At 63.6% G+C, this 16,223-nt stretch carries 20 protein-coding genes; 18 read left to right on the top strand and 2 right to left on the bottom strand.

Translation table 11 applies throughout. The features are described from left to right. The first annotated feature begins 68 nt into the window (after positions 1-68). The 12 genes from J2X53_RS13915 (at position 69) to J2X53_RS13860 (ending at position 9,987) form a co-directional block, all read left to right on the top strand. Positions 69-524 carry a universal stress protein gene (locus J2X53_RS13915; RefSeq protein ID WP_349038092.1) on the top strand — a complete coding sequence of 152 codons (456 nt, stop codon included), beginning with the start codon at positions 69-71 and terminating at the stop codon, positions 522-524. A 104-nt stretch (positions 525-628) separates the two neighbouring features. Further along, complete coding sequence (locus J2X53_RS13910) at positions 629-820, top strand: hypothetical protein (protein WP_349038091.1); 192 nt, start codon at positions 629-631, stop codon at positions 818-820. An 86-nt stretch (positions 821-906) separates the two neighbouring features. Then, positions 907-1,470, top strand: coding sequence for a NifU family protein (locus J2X53_RS13905; protein WP_349038090.1), 564 nt, complete (start codon positions 907-909; stop codon positions 1,468-1,470). Then, entirely contained in the window at positions 1,460-2,089 is a 630-nt protein-coding gene (tsaB, locus tag J2X53_RS13900; protein WP_349038089.1) for a tRNA (adenosine(37)-N6)-threonylcarbamoyltransferase complex dimerization subunit type 1 TsaB, read from the top strand. Before J2X53_RS13905 ends, tsaB begins: the two co-directional genes overlap by 11 nt. Next, the gene (locus tag J2X53_RS13895; protein WP_349038088.1) at positions 2,082-2,495 is read left to right on the top strand and encodes a GNAT family N-acetyltransferase; all 414 of its coding nucleotides are present in this window, start codon (positions 2,082-2,084) and stop codon (positions 2,493-2,495) included. The genes tsaB and J2X53_RS13895 overlap by 8 nt, the downstream gene beginning before the upstream one ends. 191 nt (positions 2,496-2,686) lie before the next feature. Then, the gene (locus J2X53_RS13890; protein WP_349038087.1) at positions 2,687-3,691 is read left to right on the top strand and encodes a BMP family ABC transporter substrate-binding protein; all 1,005 of its coding nucleotides are present in this window, start codon (positions 2,687-2,689) and stop codon (positions 3,689-3,691) included. Continuing rightward, positions 3,691-5,286: an ABC transporter ATP-binding protein gene (locus J2X53_RS13885; protein WP_349038086.1), complete on the top strand. Its 1,596-nt coding sequence runs from the start codon at positions 3,691-3,693 to the stop codon at positions 5,284-5,286. The genes J2X53_RS13890 and J2X53_RS13885 overlap by 1 nt, the downstream gene beginning before the upstream one ends. Then, on the top strand, positions 5,286-6,389 hold the full coding sequence (locus J2X53_RS13880) for an ABC transporter permease (protein ID WP_349038085.1): 1,104 nt from the start codon (positions 5,286-5,288) through the stop codon (positions 6,387-6,389). Before J2X53_RS13885 ends, J2X53_RS13880 begins: the two co-directional genes overlap by 1 nt. Beyond that, positions 6,389-7,357 (top strand): ABC transporter permease, encoded by a 969-nt coding sequence (locus tag J2X53_RS13875; protein ID WP_349038084.1) that lies wholly within the window; start codon positions 6,389-6,391, stop codon positions 7,355-7,357. Before J2X53_RS13880 ends, J2X53_RS13875 begins: the two co-directional genes overlap by 1 nt. 71 nt (positions 7,358-7,428) lie before the next feature. Further along, positions 7,429-8,232, top strand: coding sequence for a purine-nucleoside phosphorylase (locus tag J2X53_RS13870; protein ID WP_349038083.1), 804 nt, complete (start codon positions 7,429-7,431; stop codon positions 8,230-8,232). A gap of 79 nt (positions 8,233-8,311) precedes the next feature. Beyond that, on the top strand, positions 8,312-9,232 hold the full coding sequence (locus J2X53_RS13865; RefSeq protein ID WP_349038082.1) for a sulfite exporter TauE/SafE family protein: 921 nt from the start codon (positions 8,312-8,314) through the stop codon (positions 9,230-9,232). After that, positions 9,229-9,987, top strand: coding sequence for a TIGR02186 family protein (locus J2X53_RS13860; RefSeq protein ID WP_349038081.1), 759 nt, complete (start codon positions 9,229-9,231; stop codon positions 9,985-9,987). The genes J2X53_RS13865 and J2X53_RS13860 overlap by 4 nt, the downstream gene beginning before the upstream one ends. Positions 9,988-9,993: 6 nt before the next feature. Here J2X53_RS13860 and J2X53_RS13855 read toward each other — a convergent pair whose 3' ends face one another. Both J2X53_RS13855 and J2X53_RS13850 read right to left on the bottom strand, forming a co-directional pair. After that, on the bottom strand, positions 9,994-10,509 hold the full coding sequence (locus tag J2X53_RS13855; protein ID WP_349038080.1) for a PaaI family thioesterase: 516 nt from the start codon (positions 10,507-10,509) through the stop codon (positions 9,994-9,996). Beyond that, positions 10,506-10,940 (bottom strand): PaaI family thioesterase, encoded by a 435-nt coding sequence (locus J2X53_RS13850; RefSeq protein WP_349038079.1) that lies wholly within the window; start codon positions 10,938-10,940, stop codon positions 10,506-10,508. The genes J2X53_RS13855 and J2X53_RS13850 overlap by 4 nt, the downstream gene beginning before the upstream one ends. A gap of 118 nt (positions 10,941-11,058) precedes the next feature. Here J2X53_RS13850 and J2X53_RS13845 point away from each other — a divergent pair, with 118 nt between their 5' ends. From J2X53_RS13845 to J2X53_RS13820, 6 genes are all read left to right on the top strand, one after another. After that, entirely contained in the window at positions 11,059-11,439 is a 381-nt protein-coding gene (locus J2X53_RS13845; RefSeq protein WP_118149789.1) for a MerR family DNA-binding transcriptional regulator, read from the top strand. Positions 11,440-11,564: 125 nt separating this feature from the next. Continuing rightward, positions 11,565-11,957: a MerR family DNA-binding transcriptional regulator gene (locus J2X53_RS13840; protein WP_349038203.1), complete on the top strand. Its 393-nt coding sequence runs from the start codon at positions 11,565-11,567 to the stop codon at positions 11,955-11,957. A gap of 31 nt (positions 11,958-11,988) precedes the next feature. Continuing rightward, positions 11,989-13,764, top strand: coding sequence for an acyl-CoA dehydrogenase C-terminal domain-containing protein (locus J2X53_RS13835; protein ID WP_349038078.1), 1,776 nt, complete (start codon positions 11,989-11,991; stop codon positions 13,762-13,764). A 70-nt stretch (positions 13,765-13,834) separates the two neighbouring features. Further along, positions 13,835-14,047, top strand: coding sequence for a hypothetical protein (locus J2X53_RS13830; RefSeq protein ID WP_349038077.1), 213 nt, complete (start codon positions 13,835-13,837; stop codon positions 14,045-14,047). A gap of 319 nt (positions 14,048-14,366) precedes the next feature. Continuing rightward, a complete protein-coding gene (locus J2X53_RS13825) occupies positions 14,367-14,999 on the top strand; it encodes a glutathione S-transferase (protein WP_349038202.1) in 633 nt (210 codons plus the stop codon). Positions 15,000-15,011: 12 nt separating this feature from the next. Next, positions 15,012-16,223: an acetyl-CoA C-acetyltransferase gene (locus J2X53_RS13820; RefSeq protein WP_349038076.1), complete on the top strand. Its 1,212-nt coding sequence runs from the start codon at positions 15,012-15,014 to the stop codon at positions 16,221-16,223.

Here is a 16,223-nt window from a genome sequence, read left to right as displayed (position 1 = left end):
CCTGCGCGCCGGGGCTTGCCAGCCCCCCCGCCCATCCGCCATGATGCGCCCGCTTGGGGAGATCATGTATGCGGAAGTTTCTTGTCGTTCTGGACGACAGCCGGGAATGCCTGAACGCGATGCGCTTTGCCGCGTTGCGGGCGGCCCACACCGGCGCGGGGGTCACCATTCTGTCGGTGATCCCGCCCGAAGAGTTCCAGCACTGGATGGGCGTGGCCGATCTGATGCGGGCCGAAGCGCGCGAGCGGATCGAAGCGCATTTCGAAGTGTTCGCCAAATGGATGCGCGACAAACAGGGGGTGAACCCCGATCTGGTGATCCGCGAAGGCGACCCGGTGACGGAAATCCTGAAGCTGGTCAACGACACGCCGGAAATCGGCGTGCTGGTTCTGGGCGCGGGCAGCGACAAATCCGGCCCCGGCCCGCTGGTCAGCCAGATGTCGAAAAACGCAGGCGGCCTGCCGATTCCCATCACCATCGTTCCGGGGGAAATGTCAAAGGAACGGCTGGAGCGCATCACCTGAGCCTTGCGCCGGGCGCAGGCCGGACTTGCAGGCTTTGACCTTTCGCTGCAGTGCGGCAAGGACTAGGTAATGTGCAGGGAGGAGAGCATAAAGGGGCTTACGCCATGACCGCTCTCACATCACCAGACACCTACTACCGCCATGCGGTGAACGTCACCGCACTGGAACGTGCCAAAAGCGCCACCGTTGATTATTGCACTGTCGCCGCCAAGGATCTGGCGCATACCAAGCTGCGCGACCTGACCCCGCTGGAGGCGATGTATGCCTATTTCGGGTCGGACGAAGCTGCCGCCTGACCGCCGATGGCAGCAGGGTTCCGGGGCCACTTGTTGACTTGTGCGAGGCAAAGCCCCATATCCGAAAGGAACTGTCGGAGATAGCCATGTTCATCCAGACCGAGTCGACCCCGAACCCTGCCACGCTGAAATTCCTGCCGGGTCAGACCGTGCTGGAACTGGGCACTGCCGATTTCCCCAATGCCGCAGCGGCGGACAAATCGCCGCTGGCCAAGCGCATCTTTGCGGCGGCTGGCGTCACAGGCGTGTTCTTTGGCACCGATTTCGTCACCGTGACCAAATCGGACGAAACCGATTGGCAGCACATCAAACCCGCCATCCTTGGCGCCATCATGGAGCATTACCAGTCGGGTGCCCCGGTGATGGAGGGTGAGGCAAAGGCCGCTGGCGGCCATGCCGAGCACACCGGCGAAGATGGCGATATCGTGCGCCAGATCAAGGAATTGCTGGATACCCGCGTGCGCCCCGCCGTGGCGCAGGATGGGGGCGACATCACCTTCCACGGGTTTGAGCGTGGTGTGGTCTACCTGCACATGCAAGGTGCCTGCGCGGGCTGCCCGTCGTCGACGCTGACCCTGAAAATGGGGATCGAAAACCTGCTGCGCCACTACATCCCGGAAGTGACCGAGGTGCGCCCGGTTGCTGCCTGAGACCCTTCTGGCATTCGACACATCGGCGGCGCATTGCGCCGCCGCTTTGCTTTTGCCGGATGGCCGGTGCCTGATCCGGGTCGAAGACATGGCGAAGGGTCAGGCCGAACGCTTGATTCCGCTGCTGGAAGACCTGCTGGCCGAGGGCGGGATCGGCTGGCACGATCTGGCGGCGATTGGCGTGGGCACCGGGCCGGGCAATTTTACCGGCGTCCGCATCTCGGTTGCCGCAGCGCGCGGGTTGGCGCTGTCGCTGGGCGTGCCCGCCATCGGCGTGACCCGGCTGGAGGCTTTGGCGCATGGCTTGCCCCGGCCGCTGACGGTGGTGGAAGATGCGCGGCGCGAGGAAGTCTATCTGCAGCATTTTGGCGCAGACGGGCCACGGCCTGCGGGGTTGCACCCCCTCGCCGGGCTGACGGTCACGGGCCCGGTCACCGGGTCGGCGGCGGCGGCTCTGGGCGCGCCCGTGTTGCCGCCTGCGATGCCGCTGATCGAAGCCGTTGCCCGAATCGCGGCCACCCGGCTGGGCAGCCCGCAGCCGCGCCCTGCCCCGTTTTATCTGCGCGGTGCCGATGCCGCCCCGCCCAGCGACCCGCCGCCGGTGATTCTGGATGCCTGACGCAGCGGAGCTGGCGGCACTCCACGCGGCCTGCTTCACCCTGCCGCGCCCTTGGACTGCCCATGAAATCAACGCGTTGCTGGACAGCCCGCATGTGTTTGCGCTGATCGAATCAGGTGGCTTTCTGCTGGGCCGCGCCGTTGCCGGCGAGGCGGAATTGCTGACACTGGCCGTCTTGCCTGCCGTGCGCCGGCAGGGTCTGGGGGCGCGGCTGGTTCAGGCGTTTCTGGCCGAAGCCCGGGTGCGGCAGTCGGAGCAGGCGTTTCTGGAGGTGGCCGCCGGAAACACCGCCGCCATCGCCCTGTATGACCGCGCCGGATTCTCCGAAGTGGGTCGGAGAAAGGCCTATTACACTGGCGCGGATGGCCAAAGTGACGATGCGCTGGTCCTGTCCCGCGCCCTTTGACGCGGCGTTACCCTGTCTTGGGAACGCCTTGATTTTGATCGAAAGATCAAAACTCACGCGACGGCTTTGAAATGGCACTTGACCCTTTGTCGCGACCCTGCCCTAAATTGACAACGATCCGGGGCTGCTGCCATAGCGGGTTCTGGGCACCAAAAAACGTAATCGTCGTAACGACAACCGGGAGACTCTCCATGACCATGATGAAGCACCTTTTGGGCGCAGCCGGTGCGCTGGCCCTCACGGCTGGCGTTGCCAGTGCGGAACCGGCGCTGATCTACGACTTGGGCGGCAAATTCGACAAATCCTTCAACGAAGCGGCCTACAATGGCGCGGAACGCTGGGCCAAGGAAACTGGCGGATCGTACAAGGAAATCGAGATGCAGAACGAGGCCCAGCGTGAGCAGGCCCTGCGTCGTCTGGCCGAAGCCGGGTCGAACCCGATTGTCACCACCGGATTCGGCATGTCCGACCCGATTGCCACCGTGTCCAAGGACTTTCCTGACACCAAATTCGTTACCATCGACGGGTGGGTCGATCCGGCCGAGCATCCGAACGTGCTGACCATCGGCTTTGCCGAGCATGAAGGCTCATATCTGGTGGGCATGATGGCAGCTCTGGCCTCCAAAACCGGCACGGTCAGCTTTGTCGGCGGCATGGATATTCCGCTGATCCGCAACTTTGCCTGCGGCTATGCGCAAGGCGCGGTTGCGGCCAATCCCGACATCAAGTTCATCTCGAACATGACCGGAACCACGCCGGCCGCCTGGAACGACCCGGTGAAGGGATCCGAGCTGGCCAAAGCGCAGAAATCGCAAGGCTCTGACGTGATCTTTGCAGCGGCGGGTGGCACCGGTCTGGGTGTTCTGCAGGCGGCGGCGGATGAAGGCATCCTGTCGATCGGCGTGGACAGCAACCAGAACCACCTGCACCCCGGCTCGGTCCTGACCTCGATGCTCAAGCGCGTCGATGTGGCGGTCTACAACTCGATGATTCAGGGCGCGGAGCTGGACACCACAATGCAGGCGCTGAACCTTGCGTCCGATGGTGTCGGCTACGCGATGGATGAAAACAACGCCGAGCTGGTGACGGCAGAGATGCAGGCTGCGGTGGACGCAGCGGCCGAAAAGATCAAATCGGGCGAGTTGGTCGTGCATGACTACCGCACCGACGACACCTGCCCGGCTGCGACGTTCTGATGGCCGCAGCGGCTGACACCTTGGGGCGGCAGGAGACTGCCGCCCCCTTTGCCATCGAGTTGAAGGGCATCTCCAAAGCCTTTGGCCCGGTTCAGGCAAACAAGGACATCAACATCGCCGTGCCAAAAGGCACGATCCACGGCATCATCGGTGAGAATGGTGCCGGAAAGTCGACTTTGATGTCGATCCTTTACGGGTTCTACAAAGCGGATTCCGGTCAGATCTTCATCAGTGGCAATCTGACCCCGATCCCCGACAGCCAGAGCGCCATCCGCGCCGGCATCGGGATGGTTTTCCAGCATTTCAAGCTGGTGCAGAATTTCACGGTGTTGGAAAACATCGTGCTCGGCGCCGAGGATGGCGCGCTGCTGAACACCTCGCTGGGCAAGGCGCGGCGGGTGCTCAAAGAGCTGGCGCAGGAATACGGCCTGGACGTGGACCCCGATACGCTGGTCGAAGACCTGTCGGTCGGCCATCAGCAACGGGTGGAAATCCTCAAGGCGCTGTACCGACAGGCCGATATCCTGATCCTGGACGAGCCGACCGGGGTGCTGACCCCGGATGAGGCCGACCATCTGTTCCGCATCCTCAAAGGTCTGAAGGATCAGGGCAAAACCGTTATCCTGATCACCCACAAGCTGCGCGAGATCATGGAGGCGACGGATAACGTCAGCGTCATGCGGCGTGGCACCATGGTCGCCACGGTCAAGACCGCCGAGACCAGCCCCGAACAGCTGGCCGAGCTGATGGTGGGCCGCAAGGTGCTGCTGGAAGTGGAAAAGACCCCCGCCGTGCCGGGCAAGGTCGTGCTGGCGGTCGAAAACCTGCGCGTGCGCGACGAGCATGGGGTGGAGCGGCTGAAAGGCATCAGTCTGGAGATCCGTGCGGGCGAAATTCTGGGCATTGCCGGGGTCGCGGGCAATGGTCAGTCCGACCTGCTGGCCGCCTTGGGCGGGATGGTCAACGCCAGCGGCAAGATCACGCTGAACGGGGCGGATCTGCCCCTGTCCGGCGCGGGATCCGACGGGCAAAGCCGACGGGAGGCGGGCATCGCCCATGTGCCCGAAGACCGGCACCATCACGGGCTGATCCTTGATTTCACCGCTTGGGAAAACGTGGCCTTTGGCTATCACAACGACCCCAAGTACCAGAAATCGGCGCTGTTCATGGACAATGACGCCCTGCGCGCCGATACCGAGAAAAAGATGGCCGCCTATGACGTGCGCCCGCCGATCTGCACGCTGGAGGCCAAGAACTTCTCTGGTGGCAACCAGCAAAAGATCGTGGTCGCCCGCGAGGTTGAACAGAACCCCGATCTGTTGCTGATCGGCCAGCCGACCCGTGGCGTCGATATCGGCGCGATCGAGTTCATCCACAAACAGATCGTCGCGCTGCGCGATGCGGGCAAGGCGATCTTGCTGGTCAGTGTGGAACTGGACGAGATCATGTCGCTGTCCGACCGCATCGCGGTGATGTTTGACGGCCAGATCATGGGCATGCGCGACCCCGAGACCACGGATGAGCGAGAATTGGGGATGTTGATGGCAGGCATGAACGGCAAAAGCACCGGCACCACTCCGGGGGAGGCCGCCTGATGGACCGTTTGCCAAGATGGGCCGACCTCACGCTGGTGCCACCGGTCAGCCTGCTGTTTGCCGCCGTGATTTCGGCGCTGGTGCTGCTGGTGATCGGCCAAAGCCCGGTCGAGGCGTTCAAGGTCATGGTCGATGGCGCGCTCGGCTCGTCCTACGGCTGGGGCTATACGCTGTATTATGCCACCAGTTTCATCTTTACCGGGCTGGCGGTGACGGTGGCCTTTCACGCCGGGCTGTTCAACATCGGCGGCGAGGGTCAGGCGCAGTTGGGGGGCCTGGGCGTCGCTCTGGTCTGTCTGTCGCTGCCTTGGCCGCACTGGACCATCGCCCTGATCGCGGCAACCGCCGGGGCGGCGCTGTTTGGCGCGGCCTGGGCCGCCATTCCCGCCTATCTGCAGGCCAAGCGTGGCAGCCATATCGTGATCACGACGATCATGTTCAACTACATCGCGGCGGCGCTGCTGGTCTACATGCTGGTCGATGTCCTGAAGCCCGTTGGTCAGGCCGACCCGGCCTCGGCCCGGTTCCCGGTCGGCGCGCAACTGCCGGCGCTGAATGACATCCCCGGTTTCAACCTGATCTTTGAGCGCCCGGTCCCGGCCAACGTGACCCTGCTGATCGCGCTTGCGATGGCGGTTGTGGTCTGGGCGCTGCTCTGGCGCACCCGGCTGGGCTACCAGATCCGCGCCTTTGGCAAATCCGAGGCGGCGGCGAAATATGCGGGCATCAACCCGGTGCGCATCACCATCATCGCGATGCTGATCTCTGGCGGTCTGGCTGGAATGATGAGCATCAACAACGTGATGGGCGAGGCAGAGCGGCTGTTGCAGAACTCGTCCGAAGGCGCTGGGTTCATCGGCATCGCCGTGGCCCTGATGGGCCGCAACCACCCGTTTGGCGTGGTGCTGGCGGCGCTGCTGTTTGGCTTTCTCTATCAGGGCGGCGCAGAGCTGGGCCTGTGGACCAGCATTCCGATCGAGATGCGGATCGTGGTGCAGGGGCTGGTGATCCTGTTCACCGGCGCGCTGGACATGATGGTGCGGATGATCCTTGAGCGGGCCTTTGGTCTGGTCCGTTCGGCCAAAGCGATGAGGGCCGCCTGATGGATTACGCGACACTTCTGCAAGTCCTCGACACCACCGTGCGGCTGGCGACACCGCTGCTGCTGGCCTGTCTTGCGGGTCTGTATTCCGAGCGCGCCGGGATTTTCGACATCGGGCTGGAGGGCAAGATGCTGGCCGCCGCGATGTCGGCGGGGGCGGTGGCGGCGCTGACCGGCTCGGCCTGGGCCGGGCTGTTGGCGGGGATCGGCGCATCGCTGCTGTTTGCCGCCCTGCATGGCATTGCCGCCATCACCTTTCGCGGCAACCAGCTGATTTCCGGCGTGGCGCTGAACTTTCTGGCCTCGGGCCTGACCGTGCTGATTGCACAGGCGCTGTTCCGGCAGGGCGGGCGCACCCCGCCCCTGTCCGGCAATGCCCGCTTCAACCCCGTCACCCTGCCGGGGGCCGAGGGCTTGCGTGAGGTGCCGGTGATCGGGCCGCTCTATTACGAGGTGATCTCGGGCCATTCCGTGCTGGTCTATGTCGCGTTTCTGATCGTGCCGCTGACCTGGTGGGTGCTGTTCCGCACCCGGTTCGGCCTGCGCCTGCGGGCGGTTGGCGAAAACCCTGCGGCGGTGGATACGGCGGGCGTATCGGTCGTTGGCCTGCGCTTTGCTGCTGTGGCGATTACCGGCGTTTTGTGCGGTGTTGCGGGGGCCTATATGGCGACCGCGCTGCAAGCCGGATTTGGCCGCGAGATGACCGCCGGGCGCGGCTATATCGCGCTTGCGGCGCTGATCTTTGCCAAATGGCGGCCCGTGGCGGCGATGTGGGCCTGTCTGCTGTTCGGCTTTTTCCAGGCCCTCGCCCTTCGCCCCGACGTGGTGCAGTCGGTGGTGCAAGTCAGGGTGCCGGTGCCGGTGCTGGACGCGCTGCCCTATATCCTGACCGTGCTGGTGCTGGCGGGATTTGTCGGCAAGGCCATCCCGCCGCGCGCCGGGGGCCAACCCTATGTCAAGGAACGCTGAGCGATCCGCCTGAGACCAGCCGCCGGGGGTTTTACGCCCCCGGGGTTTCCACAACAAAGAAGGCAAGAAGCATGAGCAACACATCCGAGGCAATGCGCCTGATCCGGGAGCGGGCCGGCGACGCGCCGGTCAGGCTGGGGCTGATCCTGGGCTCGGGCCTTGGTCATCTGGCCCATGCGGTTGATGGGGTTGCCATTCCCTATGCCGATCTGCCCGGCTTTCCGCATGTCGCGGTGTCGGGGCACAATCCGAACCTGCACATCGGCACACTGGAAGGGGTGCGGGTGGCGGTGTTTGGCGCGCGCGAGCATTACTATGAAAAGGGCAACCCGGCTGCGATGCGTCTGGCGCTGGAGGTGCTGAAGGAACTTGGGGCAGACAGCCTGATCCTGACCAATGCCGCCGGGTCGATGCGCCCGGACATTCCGCCGGGCGATCTGATGCTGTTGTCGGATCACATCAATTACAACGGGTTGAACCCCTTGATCGGCGAGCCGACGGATGCGCGTTTCGTGCCGATGACCGATGCCCATAACCCCGGCCTGCGCGCCGCGCTGCGCGCCAGTGCGCAGGCCCAGGGCATCGACATCAAGGACGGGGTTTACGCCTGGTATTCCGGCCCGTCATTTGAAACCCCGGCGGAAATCCGCATGCTCAAACTGCTGGGGGCCGATGCCGTTGGCATGTCGACCGTGCCCGAGATCATTCTGGGCCGTTTTCTGGGTCTGCGCTGTGCTGCGATCTCGACCATCACCAATATGGCGGCGGGCATGTCGGATGAGCAGATCAGCCATGAGCATACCAAAGCGATGGCACCCATGGGTGCGGCAAAACTGGAACGCATCCTCAGGCATTTCCTGAGCAATCTCCGATGAGACGGATCGGGATTTGACTTCGCGGCCAAAGGCGCGCAAGCCTTTGGACTGACCGCCCTTTCGCCTGCCGGGGCCCGACATGCAGATCTTTCTCCCTATTGCCGATATTTCGGTCAATCTCTTCCTGCTTCTGGGAATCGGCGGTGTCGTGGGGTTTCTGTCGGGGCTGTTCGGTGTCGGCGGCGGGTTTCTGATCACGCCCTTGCTGTTTTTCATCGGGATTCCCCCTACCATCGCGGTGGCGACCGGGGCCAATCAGGTGGTGGCCTCGTCGGTTTCGGGCGTACTGGCGCAGGTCAAGCGCAAGGCGGTGGATTTTCCGATGGGCTTCGTCCTGCTGGCGGGCGGTCTGGTCGGATCGGCGGGCGGGGTCTGGTTCTTTGCGCGGCTGACGGCGGCGGGTCAGGTCGATCTGTTCGTGCAGCTGTCCTACGTGCTGTTTCTGGGGCTGATCGGTCTGACCATGTTCTGGGAATCGGTGGTCGCGTTGCGGCGCGCGAACCGGCCCGGTGGGCCGATCCGGCGGTCGCATACGCACAACTGGGTGCATGGCCTGCCGTTCAAGATGAAATTCCGCGCCTCGGGCCTCTATATCTCGGTGCTGCCGCCGCTGGCGGTCGGGGCGCTGGTCGGGTTTCTGGCGGCGATCATGGGGGTCGGCGGCGGGTTCATCATGGTGCCCGCGATGATCTATCTGCTGGGGATGCCAACCAAGGTGGTGATCGGCACCTCGTTGTTCCAGATCATCTTTGTCACCGCCTTTACCACGCTGATGCACGCGGTCACCGCCAACACCGTGGATATGATGCTGGCGGTGCTGCTGATCCTGGGTGGGGTGATCGGCGCGCAGATCGGCGCACAGGTCAGCGGCCGGCTGAAGGCCGAGCAGTTGCGCATCCTCTTGTCGCTTCTGGTGCTGGGTGTGGCGGCCAAGATCGCGCTGGACCTGCTGCTGCGCCCGTCCGAGCTGTACACCATCACACCGGGGTTGCTGCCATGATCCGCGCGGCATTGCTCTGGTTGCTGTCCGCCCTGCCCGCCTTGGCGGCGGGTGAGGATATTGTTGCGGGCCTCAGCCAGAACCGGGTCTCGATCACGGCGGATTTTGAGGGGTCCGAGATTTTGATCTATGGGGCGGTCCGGCGGACTGCCCCTGCCCCACCGGGCGCGCTGCATGTGATCATCACGGTCGAGGGGCCGTCGACCCCGATCACCGTGCGCAAGAAAGACCGCACCGCCGGCATCTGGATCAACCGTGAGTCGGTGCAGATCGCCAGTGCCCCGTCGTTTTATGCCATCGCGACCACCGGCCATCTCAGGGACATCCTGACCGAGACCGAGAACCTGCGTCACCAGATCACCATTCCGCGGGCGATCCGGGCGGTCGGAATCTCGCAACAGGCCGAAAACGCGCCGGAGTTTCTGGATGCTCTGGTGCGCGTGCGCGCAGCCGAAGGCCGCTACCGGCTCAACGAACGCTCGGTGCAGTTCACCCAAGGCACGCTGTTCCGCTCGGATGTGGTCTTGCCGGCCAATCTGACCGAAGGGCTGTATGTCGTGCGGATCTTTCTGACCCGTGACGGGCAGGTGGTGGACCGGATCGAGCGTCAGATCAACGTGCGCAAAGAGGGGTTGGAGCGGTTCTTGTTCAACATGTCGCGCGATCAGCCGCTGATCTATGGCCTGCTGTCGCTGCTGATTGCGGTGATCGCGGGCTACGGTGCCTCAGCCGCGTTCCGGCTGATGAAACGCTAGCCGCGGTCACTCTGCCGGTGTTCCCGGCGGCGATGGCATCAGGAAATGCCCGGTGCCTTGGGCAAACAGCCGGGCGCGGTTGTCTTGCCAGGCCTCGACATGGACGCTCGCATAGCGCCGCCCCGAACGGTTGATCCGCGCCCGCGCATAGGCATCGCGCGGCAGGCCGGAGCGCAGGTAATCGACGGTAAAATCAATGGTCTTGGGCAGGCGCACCGGCCCCATCTCGGCGGTGGGGTCCACCCGCCCCGCCTCCATCTCTTCCCACAGGCTGCCCCAGGCCAGCTCGATGATCGCCGCCACCTCCAGAAAGGCCGCCGTAACGCCCCCATGCAGCGCAGGCAAAGCCGGGTTGCCGATCAGCTTTTCGTCAAACGGCAGGATCGCGGTCAGCTCATCACCGCGACGGTCGAACTGGATGCCGAGATAGGCGATATAGGGCACGCCTGACAGCAGGCCCCGCAGGGCCCCGTCCCGGCGTTGCTTGATCACCTGCACAGGTTCGGGGCGCGCTGATGTCATGTCGCAGCTCCTTTCGGGCGGTCCAGCGTAAAGGCGCCGGTGGCGGCGGCCACCGGGCGCGCCTCATCCTCATCGGTGGCGGTCACCCGCACAAAGGCGACAGAGCGGGTCACATGATAACACTCGGCCCGCGCCGTGATTGCCTGCCCCGGGGTCGCGGCGCGGAAGTAGTCGATCCGCAGATCCAGCGTCGCCGTCGACGCAGGGGCAGTCGGATGGCACATCACCGCCGCACCCGATGCGGTGTCCATCAGCGCCGACACCGCGCCGCCATGGATCACCCCGGTTGCCGGGTCACCAACAAAGCGCGGGTCATAAGGCATGGAAATCACAGCCTTGCCATCGCCAAGGCTGTCAAACGCCATCCCCAGCGCGCGGGCATGCGGAATGGCTTCGATGAATTGTCGCGCAATGCGGATGATATCGGTCATGGGCGCTCCCTCGCTGCCCATAATCCCCGCTTCGCCCGGCGCTGCAAGCCGCGAATTGCATGCGCGGACATTGCGCGCGCTGTGATCCCCGCATAGGTTGTGTCAACGGAGGACCGCGATGACCGACACCAGCCGCCTCAGCTTCAAGGAAATGTGCGCCCGGTTCGATGTCACCCCGCGCACCCTGCGCTATTACGAATACATCGAACTGCTCTCTCCCGAAAAAGAGGGCCGCGCCCGGTTTTACGGCCCGCGCGAGCTGGCGCGGATGACGCTGATCCTGCGCGGGCGGCGGTTTGGCTTCAGTCTGGAAGAGATCCGGCAATGGCTGCTGATGTATGTTCAGCAGGGCACGCGCCCGCAGTACGAGACCTTTCTTGGCCTCGCCGACCGCCAGCTGGGCGAGCTGGAACGGCAAAAGGCCGAGCTGGATGCCACAATCGACGATCTGCGCGCCCTGCGGGCAACAACGGTCGATGCGCTGTCAAAACTGGACTGACCTGACATCACGTCACCTTGTTTTCTGACGTGACGTTACATTTACGTTAACGTCAAGCACTCTAGTATGGTCACCTGAAAGCACACATCTGCTGGTCAGATGGACGTGTTCGTGAGTGTATGACAATGACAAATGATCTGATGACCATTCGCCAGATGTGTGACGCTTTTGATGTCACCCCCCGCACCCTGCGGTTCTATGAGGCGAAAGAACTGCTGTTTCCGCAGCGCGACGGCACCCGTCGTCTGTTCACCCGGCATGACCGTGCCCGGCTGAAGCTGATTTTGCGCGGCAAGCGGTTTGGCTTCAGTCTGGAAGATATCCGCCAGATCCTTGATCTGTACGATCGCGATGGGTCCAACCATGCCCAGACGATCCGCACCTATGAACTGGCCCAGCACCGCCTCGCCCAGATGGAGGCGCAGCGCGCCGAACTGGACGTGGCGATTACCGAGTTGAAGGCCGAACTGGACGCGGGCGGCGAAATGATCGCCGGCCTGCGCCGGGCGGCAGAATGACCACAAAGATCGTCTAAGGGAGAGAGCACCGATGCCAACCTATACCGCCCCCGTAAAGGACATGCAGTTCCTGCTGCACAACGTCCTCAAGGTCACCGCCGCCGACACCCCCGGCTATGCCGAACTGGACGAAGGCTTCACGGCGGCCGTGCTGGAAGAGGCGGGCAAGGTGGCCTCTGACCTGCTCGCCCCGCTGAATGCGGTCGGCGACCGCGAAGGCTGTGTGCTGGAAAACGGCGTGGTGCGCACGCCCAAGGGCTTTGACGCCGCGTTCAGGGCGATGAAAGAGGGTGGCTGGACCGCTCTTGATTGCGACCCGGAGTATGGCGGTCAGGGCCTGCCTTACCTCATGGGCTCTGCCGTGGGCGAGATTTTCGTCTCGGCCAATATGGCCTTCAACATGTATCAGGGCCTGACCCACGGCGCCTATTCCGCGATCCACACCCATGGCACCGCCGCGCAGAAGACGACCTATCTGCCAAAGCTGGTGTCCTGCGACTGGACCGGCACCATGAACCTGACCGAACCGCATTGCGGCACCGATCTGGGGCTGATGCGCACCAAGGCCGACCCGCAGGACGATGGCAGCTATCTGATCACCGGACAAAAGATCTTCATCTCGGCGGGCGAGCATGATCTGGCCGAAAACATCATCCATCTGGTGCTGGCCAAGGCCCCTGGCGGCGGCGACGGCACCAAGGGAATTTCGCTGTTCATCGTGCCGAAGTTTCTGGTGAACGAGAATGGCTCGCTCGGCGAGCGCAACGCCTTGTCCTGCGGCAAGATTGAAGAAAAGATGGGCATCCACGGCAATGCCACCTGCGTCATGAACTATGACGGGGCAAAGGGCTGGCTGCTGGGCGATCTGCACAAGGGCATGCGGGCCATGTTCACGATGATGAACGAGGCGCGGCTGGGTGTTGGCCTGCAAGGCTATGCCCAGGCTGCAGCGGCCTATGAAAATGCGCTGGCCTATGCCAAGGACCGCCTGCAAGGCCGCGCCGTGACCGGGGCGGAAAACCCCTCCGGCCCCGCCGATCCGCTGATCGTCCACCCCGACATCCGCCGCAATCTGATGGAGCAGAAGTCTTTCGTCGAAGGTGCGCGCGCCCTGACCTTCTGGGCTGCCCATCTGATCGACCGCTCGGTGCGGCAGGGCGATGCCGCGGCCGAGGGGCTGGTCAGCCTGATGATCCCGGTGATCAAGGGGTTCCAGACCGACAAGGGCTTTGACATGGCCGTGCAGGCCCAGCAGGTGTTTGGCGGGCATGGCTATATCGAAGAATGGGGCATGAGCCAGTTCGCCCGCGATGCCCGGATCGCCATGATCTATGAGGGTGCCAACGGCGTACAGGCGCTGGATCTGGTGGGCCGCAAGCTGGCACAGGATGGCGGCAAGCATGTGATGGCATTCTTTGAGATGCTGAAGGCGGAATGCAAGGCGCATGACGGTGATGACCGGATGAAAGGCTTTGCCGAGCCGCTGAAAACCGCATCCAAGCAGCTGCAACAGGCGGGCATGTTCTTCATGCAGGCGGGCATGAAGAACCCGAACGCGGCGCTGTCAGGGTCGTATGACTTCATGCACCTTATGGGCCATGTCTGCCTGGGCCTGATGTGGACCCGGATGGCAAAAGCCGCCTATGACGCGCTGGACGCCGGCCACGCCGACCGCGATTATCTGGAGGCCAAGATCGCCACCGGACGGTTCTACATGGCCCGCCAGCTGCCCGCCTGCACCATGCACCTGGCCCGGATCGAAACCGGGGCGGACACGGTCATGGCCTTGTCTGCCGAGGCGTTCTAAGCTGCGCAAAACGTCGGGGGATCACGATTTTTCTGCGAAAAATCCCCCCGGCCCCAGCCGGAGAAACCCGATGCCCAAACGCTTTCGCCTGACCCGCCGCTTTCCCGTTGCGATGACCGAGGACGGCTATCGCCGGTTGAAGCGCTTTGCCACCGAGGCCGGGCTGGATGAAGGCGAGGCGCTGTCGTTCTTGTTCGAGCATTTCGACAGCGTCACCCACAAGGAGAACCTGACCCACCGGCTGCGGCTGTTCAATTCGGAGCTGGAGGCGCGCAAACACTGATTGTTGCGCAATCTGACGCGGCGGACGCCTCCGGCGGGGGAGTATTTGGGCCAAGATGAAAAGGCCCGCGTCCACCCCGCCCCGACTGTCCGCTTTGGCTATGCGGGGCTTCGGAGCGGGGCTTCACCTTGGGCGGTCATCGGCTCTCCAGCCTGTACCGCGCGTTTGACGATAGGATGACAAGGTTAACCATTCCTTGTTTCATCTTGGCAAAAATACTCCACGGGGGTCCGGGGGTGTGAAACCCCCGGTGACCCCGGCAGGTCTGGGAGGGCCGATAGCAGTGGAAGATCAGACGACTGAACTGGCGGAAGAGAGCATGGTGCACCTGTATTGCTTTGGCGAGAGCGGCAATGCCTATAAATGTGCGCTTGCCCTTGCCCTGACCGGCACGCCCTGGCGGCCGCGCTATGTCGATTTCTTCAACGGCGAGACCCGCACGGCTGAGTTTCGCGCGGTCAATGAGATGGGTGAAGTGCCCGTGCTGGTCGATGGCGAGGCCGTTCTGACCCAATCCGGTGCGATTCTGCTGCATATCGCGGCAAGGGCGGGGGCTTTGGGCGGGGCCACGGTCAAAGCCAGGAACGAGGTGGTGCGCTGGCTGTTGTGGGACAATCACAAACTGTCGACCCAGATCGGCACGGTCCGCTTCCTGATGAATTTTGCGCCGGTCGACAAGCGGCCCGAAGGTGTGGTGCCGTTTCTGCAAAGCAGGCTGAAAGCGTCCTATGCCGTGCTCGACGCGCATCTGGCGCGGCGCGACTGGATGGTGGGCGATGGGGTGACCATCGCCGATCTGTCCTGTTGCGGCTATCTCTATTACCCCGAACCTTTTGGCTTTGACCGCAAGGACTGGCCCCATATCGACGCCTGGCTTGACCGCATCGCGGCGCTGCCCGGCTGGAAACATCCCTATGATTTGATGCCCGGCAATCCATCAGACCGGGCATAAGGAGAGGACCCCATGTCAGACGCTTTTATCTATGATGCAGTCCGCAGCCCACGCGGCAAGGGCCGCCCCGATGGCAGCCTGCACGAGCTGACCTCGGTCGCCCTGTCGGCCAAAATCCTGAACGCAGTCAAAGAGCGCAACGGGCTGGAAGGCCACGCGGTCGAAGATGTGATCTGGGGCAATGTGACCCAGGTGGGCGAACAGGGCGGCTGTCTGGCGCGCTCGGCGGTGCTGTTGTCCGATCTGGACGAGAGCATCCCCGGTCTGGCCATCAACCGCTTTTGCGCCTCTGGCATGGAGGCGGTGAACCTGGCTGCCAATCAGGTCAAGGCGGGCGCCGGTCAGGCCTATATCGCCGGTGGGGTCGAAATGATGGGCCGGGTGGCCATGGGCAGTGACGGGGCGGCCATTGCCGTCGATCCGTCGTTGGCGATGAAGACCTACTTCGTGCCGCAGGGCATCTCTGCCGATATCATCGCCACCGAATACGGCTTTACCCGCGACATGGCCGATGCCCTGGCAATGGAATCGCAGCGCCGGGCGGCGGCGGCGTGGGCCGACAACCGCTTTGCAAAATCGGTCATCACCATCCGCGACCAGAACGGTCTGCCGATCCTGGATCATGACGAATACATGCGCCCCGGCACCGACATGCAGGCGCTTGGCGCGCTGAAACCCGCCTTCAAGGACATGGGCGAGGTGATGCCGGGCTTCGACAAGATTGCCATGATGAAATACCCGCATCTGGAGCGGATCAATCACATCCACCATGCGGGCAACTCGTCAGGCATCGTGGACGGTGCGGCGGCGGTGCTGATCGGCAATGCCGAATTCGGGCGCGCGCATGGGCTGACCCCGCGCGCGCGCATCCGGGCCACGGCCAAGATCGGCACAGACCCCACCATCATGCTGACCGGCCCGGTTCCGGTGACCGAAAAGATCCTGCGCGATGCGGGCATGAGCATCAGCGACATTGATCTGTTCGAGGTCAATGAGGCCTTTGCCAGCGTGGTTCTGCGTTTCATGCAGGCGTTTGATGTCGACCCCGCGCGGGTGAACCCGAACGGCGGTTCCATCGCCATGGGCCATCCCTTGGGCGCGACCGGGGCCATCATCATCGGCACCCTGCTCGACGAGTTGGAGCGGACTGGCAAGAGCGTGGGCCTGGCCACGCTGTGCATCGCATCCGGCATGGGGGCCGCCACCATCATCGAACGGGTATAG

The sequence above is a fragment of the Pseudotabrizicola sp. 4114 genome (assembly GCF_031457365.1).
In the GTDB taxonomy this organism is placed as follows: Bacteria; Pseudomonadota; Alphaproteobacteria; order Rhodobacterales; family Rhodobacteraceae; genus Pseudotabrizicola.
The sequence above is the reverse complement of the archived record's forward strand: the minus strand, read 5'-3'. Positions and strand labels throughout refer to the sequence as shown.

Coding starts and splice junctions, on each gene's coding strand:
- J2X53_RS13915 (WP_349038092.1), top strand. CDS start 69: ATGCGGAAGTTTCTTGTCGTTCTGGACGACAGCCGGGAATGCCTGAAC.
- J2X53_RS13910 (WP_349038091.1), top strand. CDS start 629: ATGACCGCTCTCACATCACCAGACACCTACTACCGCCATGCGGTGAAC.
- J2X53_RS13905 (WP_349038090.1), top strand. CDS start 907: ATGTTCATCCAGACCGAGTCGACCCCGAACCCTGCCACGCTGAAATTC.
- J2X53_RS13895 (WP_349038088.1), top strand. CDS start 2,082: ATGCCTGACGCAGCGGAGCTGGCGGCACTCCACGCGGCCTGCTTCACC.
- J2X53_RS13890 (WP_349038087.1), top strand. CDS start 2,687: ATGACCATGATGAAGCACCTTTTGGGCGCAGCCGGTGCGCTGGCCCTC.
- J2X53_RS13885 (WP_349038086.1), top strand. CDS start 3,691: ATGGCCGCAGCGGCTGACACCTTGGGGCGGCAGGAGACTGCCGCCCCC.
- J2X53_RS13880 (WP_349038085.1), top strand. CDS start 5,286: ATGGACCGTTTGCCAAGATGGGCCGACCTCACGCTGGTGCCACCGGTC.
- J2X53_RS13875 (WP_349038084.1), top strand. CDS start 6,389: ATGGATTACGCGACACTTCTGCAAGTCCTCGACACCACCGTGCGGCTG.
- J2X53_RS13870 (WP_349038083.1), top strand. CDS start 7,429: ATGAGCAACACATCCGAGGCAATGCGCCTGATCCGGGAGCGGGCCGGC.
- J2X53_RS13865 (WP_349038082.1), top strand. CDS start 8,312: ATGCAGATCTTTCTCCCTATTGCCGATATTTCGGTCAATCTCTTCCTG.
- J2X53_RS13860 (WP_349038081.1), top strand. CDS start 9,229: ATGATCCGCGCGGCATTGCTCTGGTTGCTGTCCGCCCTGCCCGCCTTG.
- J2X53_RS13855 (WP_349038080.1), bottom strand. CDS start 10,509: ATGACATCAGCGCGCCCCGAACCTGTGCAGGTGATCAAGCAACGCCGG.
- J2X53_RS13850 (WP_349038079.1), bottom strand. CDS start 10,940: ATGACCGATATCATCCGCATTGCGCGACAATTCATCGAAGCCATTCCG.
- J2X53_RS13845 (WP_118149789.1), top strand. CDS start 11,059: ATGACCGACACCAGCCGCCTCAGCTTCAAGGAAATGTGCGCCCGGTTC.
- J2X53_RS13840 (WP_349038203.1), top strand. CDS start 11,565: ATGACAAATGATCTGATGACCATTCGCCAGATGTGTGACGCTTTTGAT.
- J2X53_RS13835 (WP_349038078.1), top strand. CDS start 11,989: ATGCCAACCTATACCGCCCCCGTAAAGGACATGCAGTTCCTGCTGCAC.
- J2X53_RS13830 (WP_349038077.1), top strand. CDS start 13,835: ATGCCCAAACGCTTTCGCCTGACCCGCCGCTTTCCCGTTGCGATGACC.
- J2X53_RS13825 (WP_349038202.1), top strand. CDS start 14,367: ATGGTGCACCTGTATTGCTTTGGCGAGAGCGGCAATGCCTATAAATGT.
- J2X53_RS13820 (WP_349038076.1), top strand. CDS start 15,012: ATGTCAGACGCTTTTATCTATGATGCAGTCCGCAGCCCACGCGGCAAG.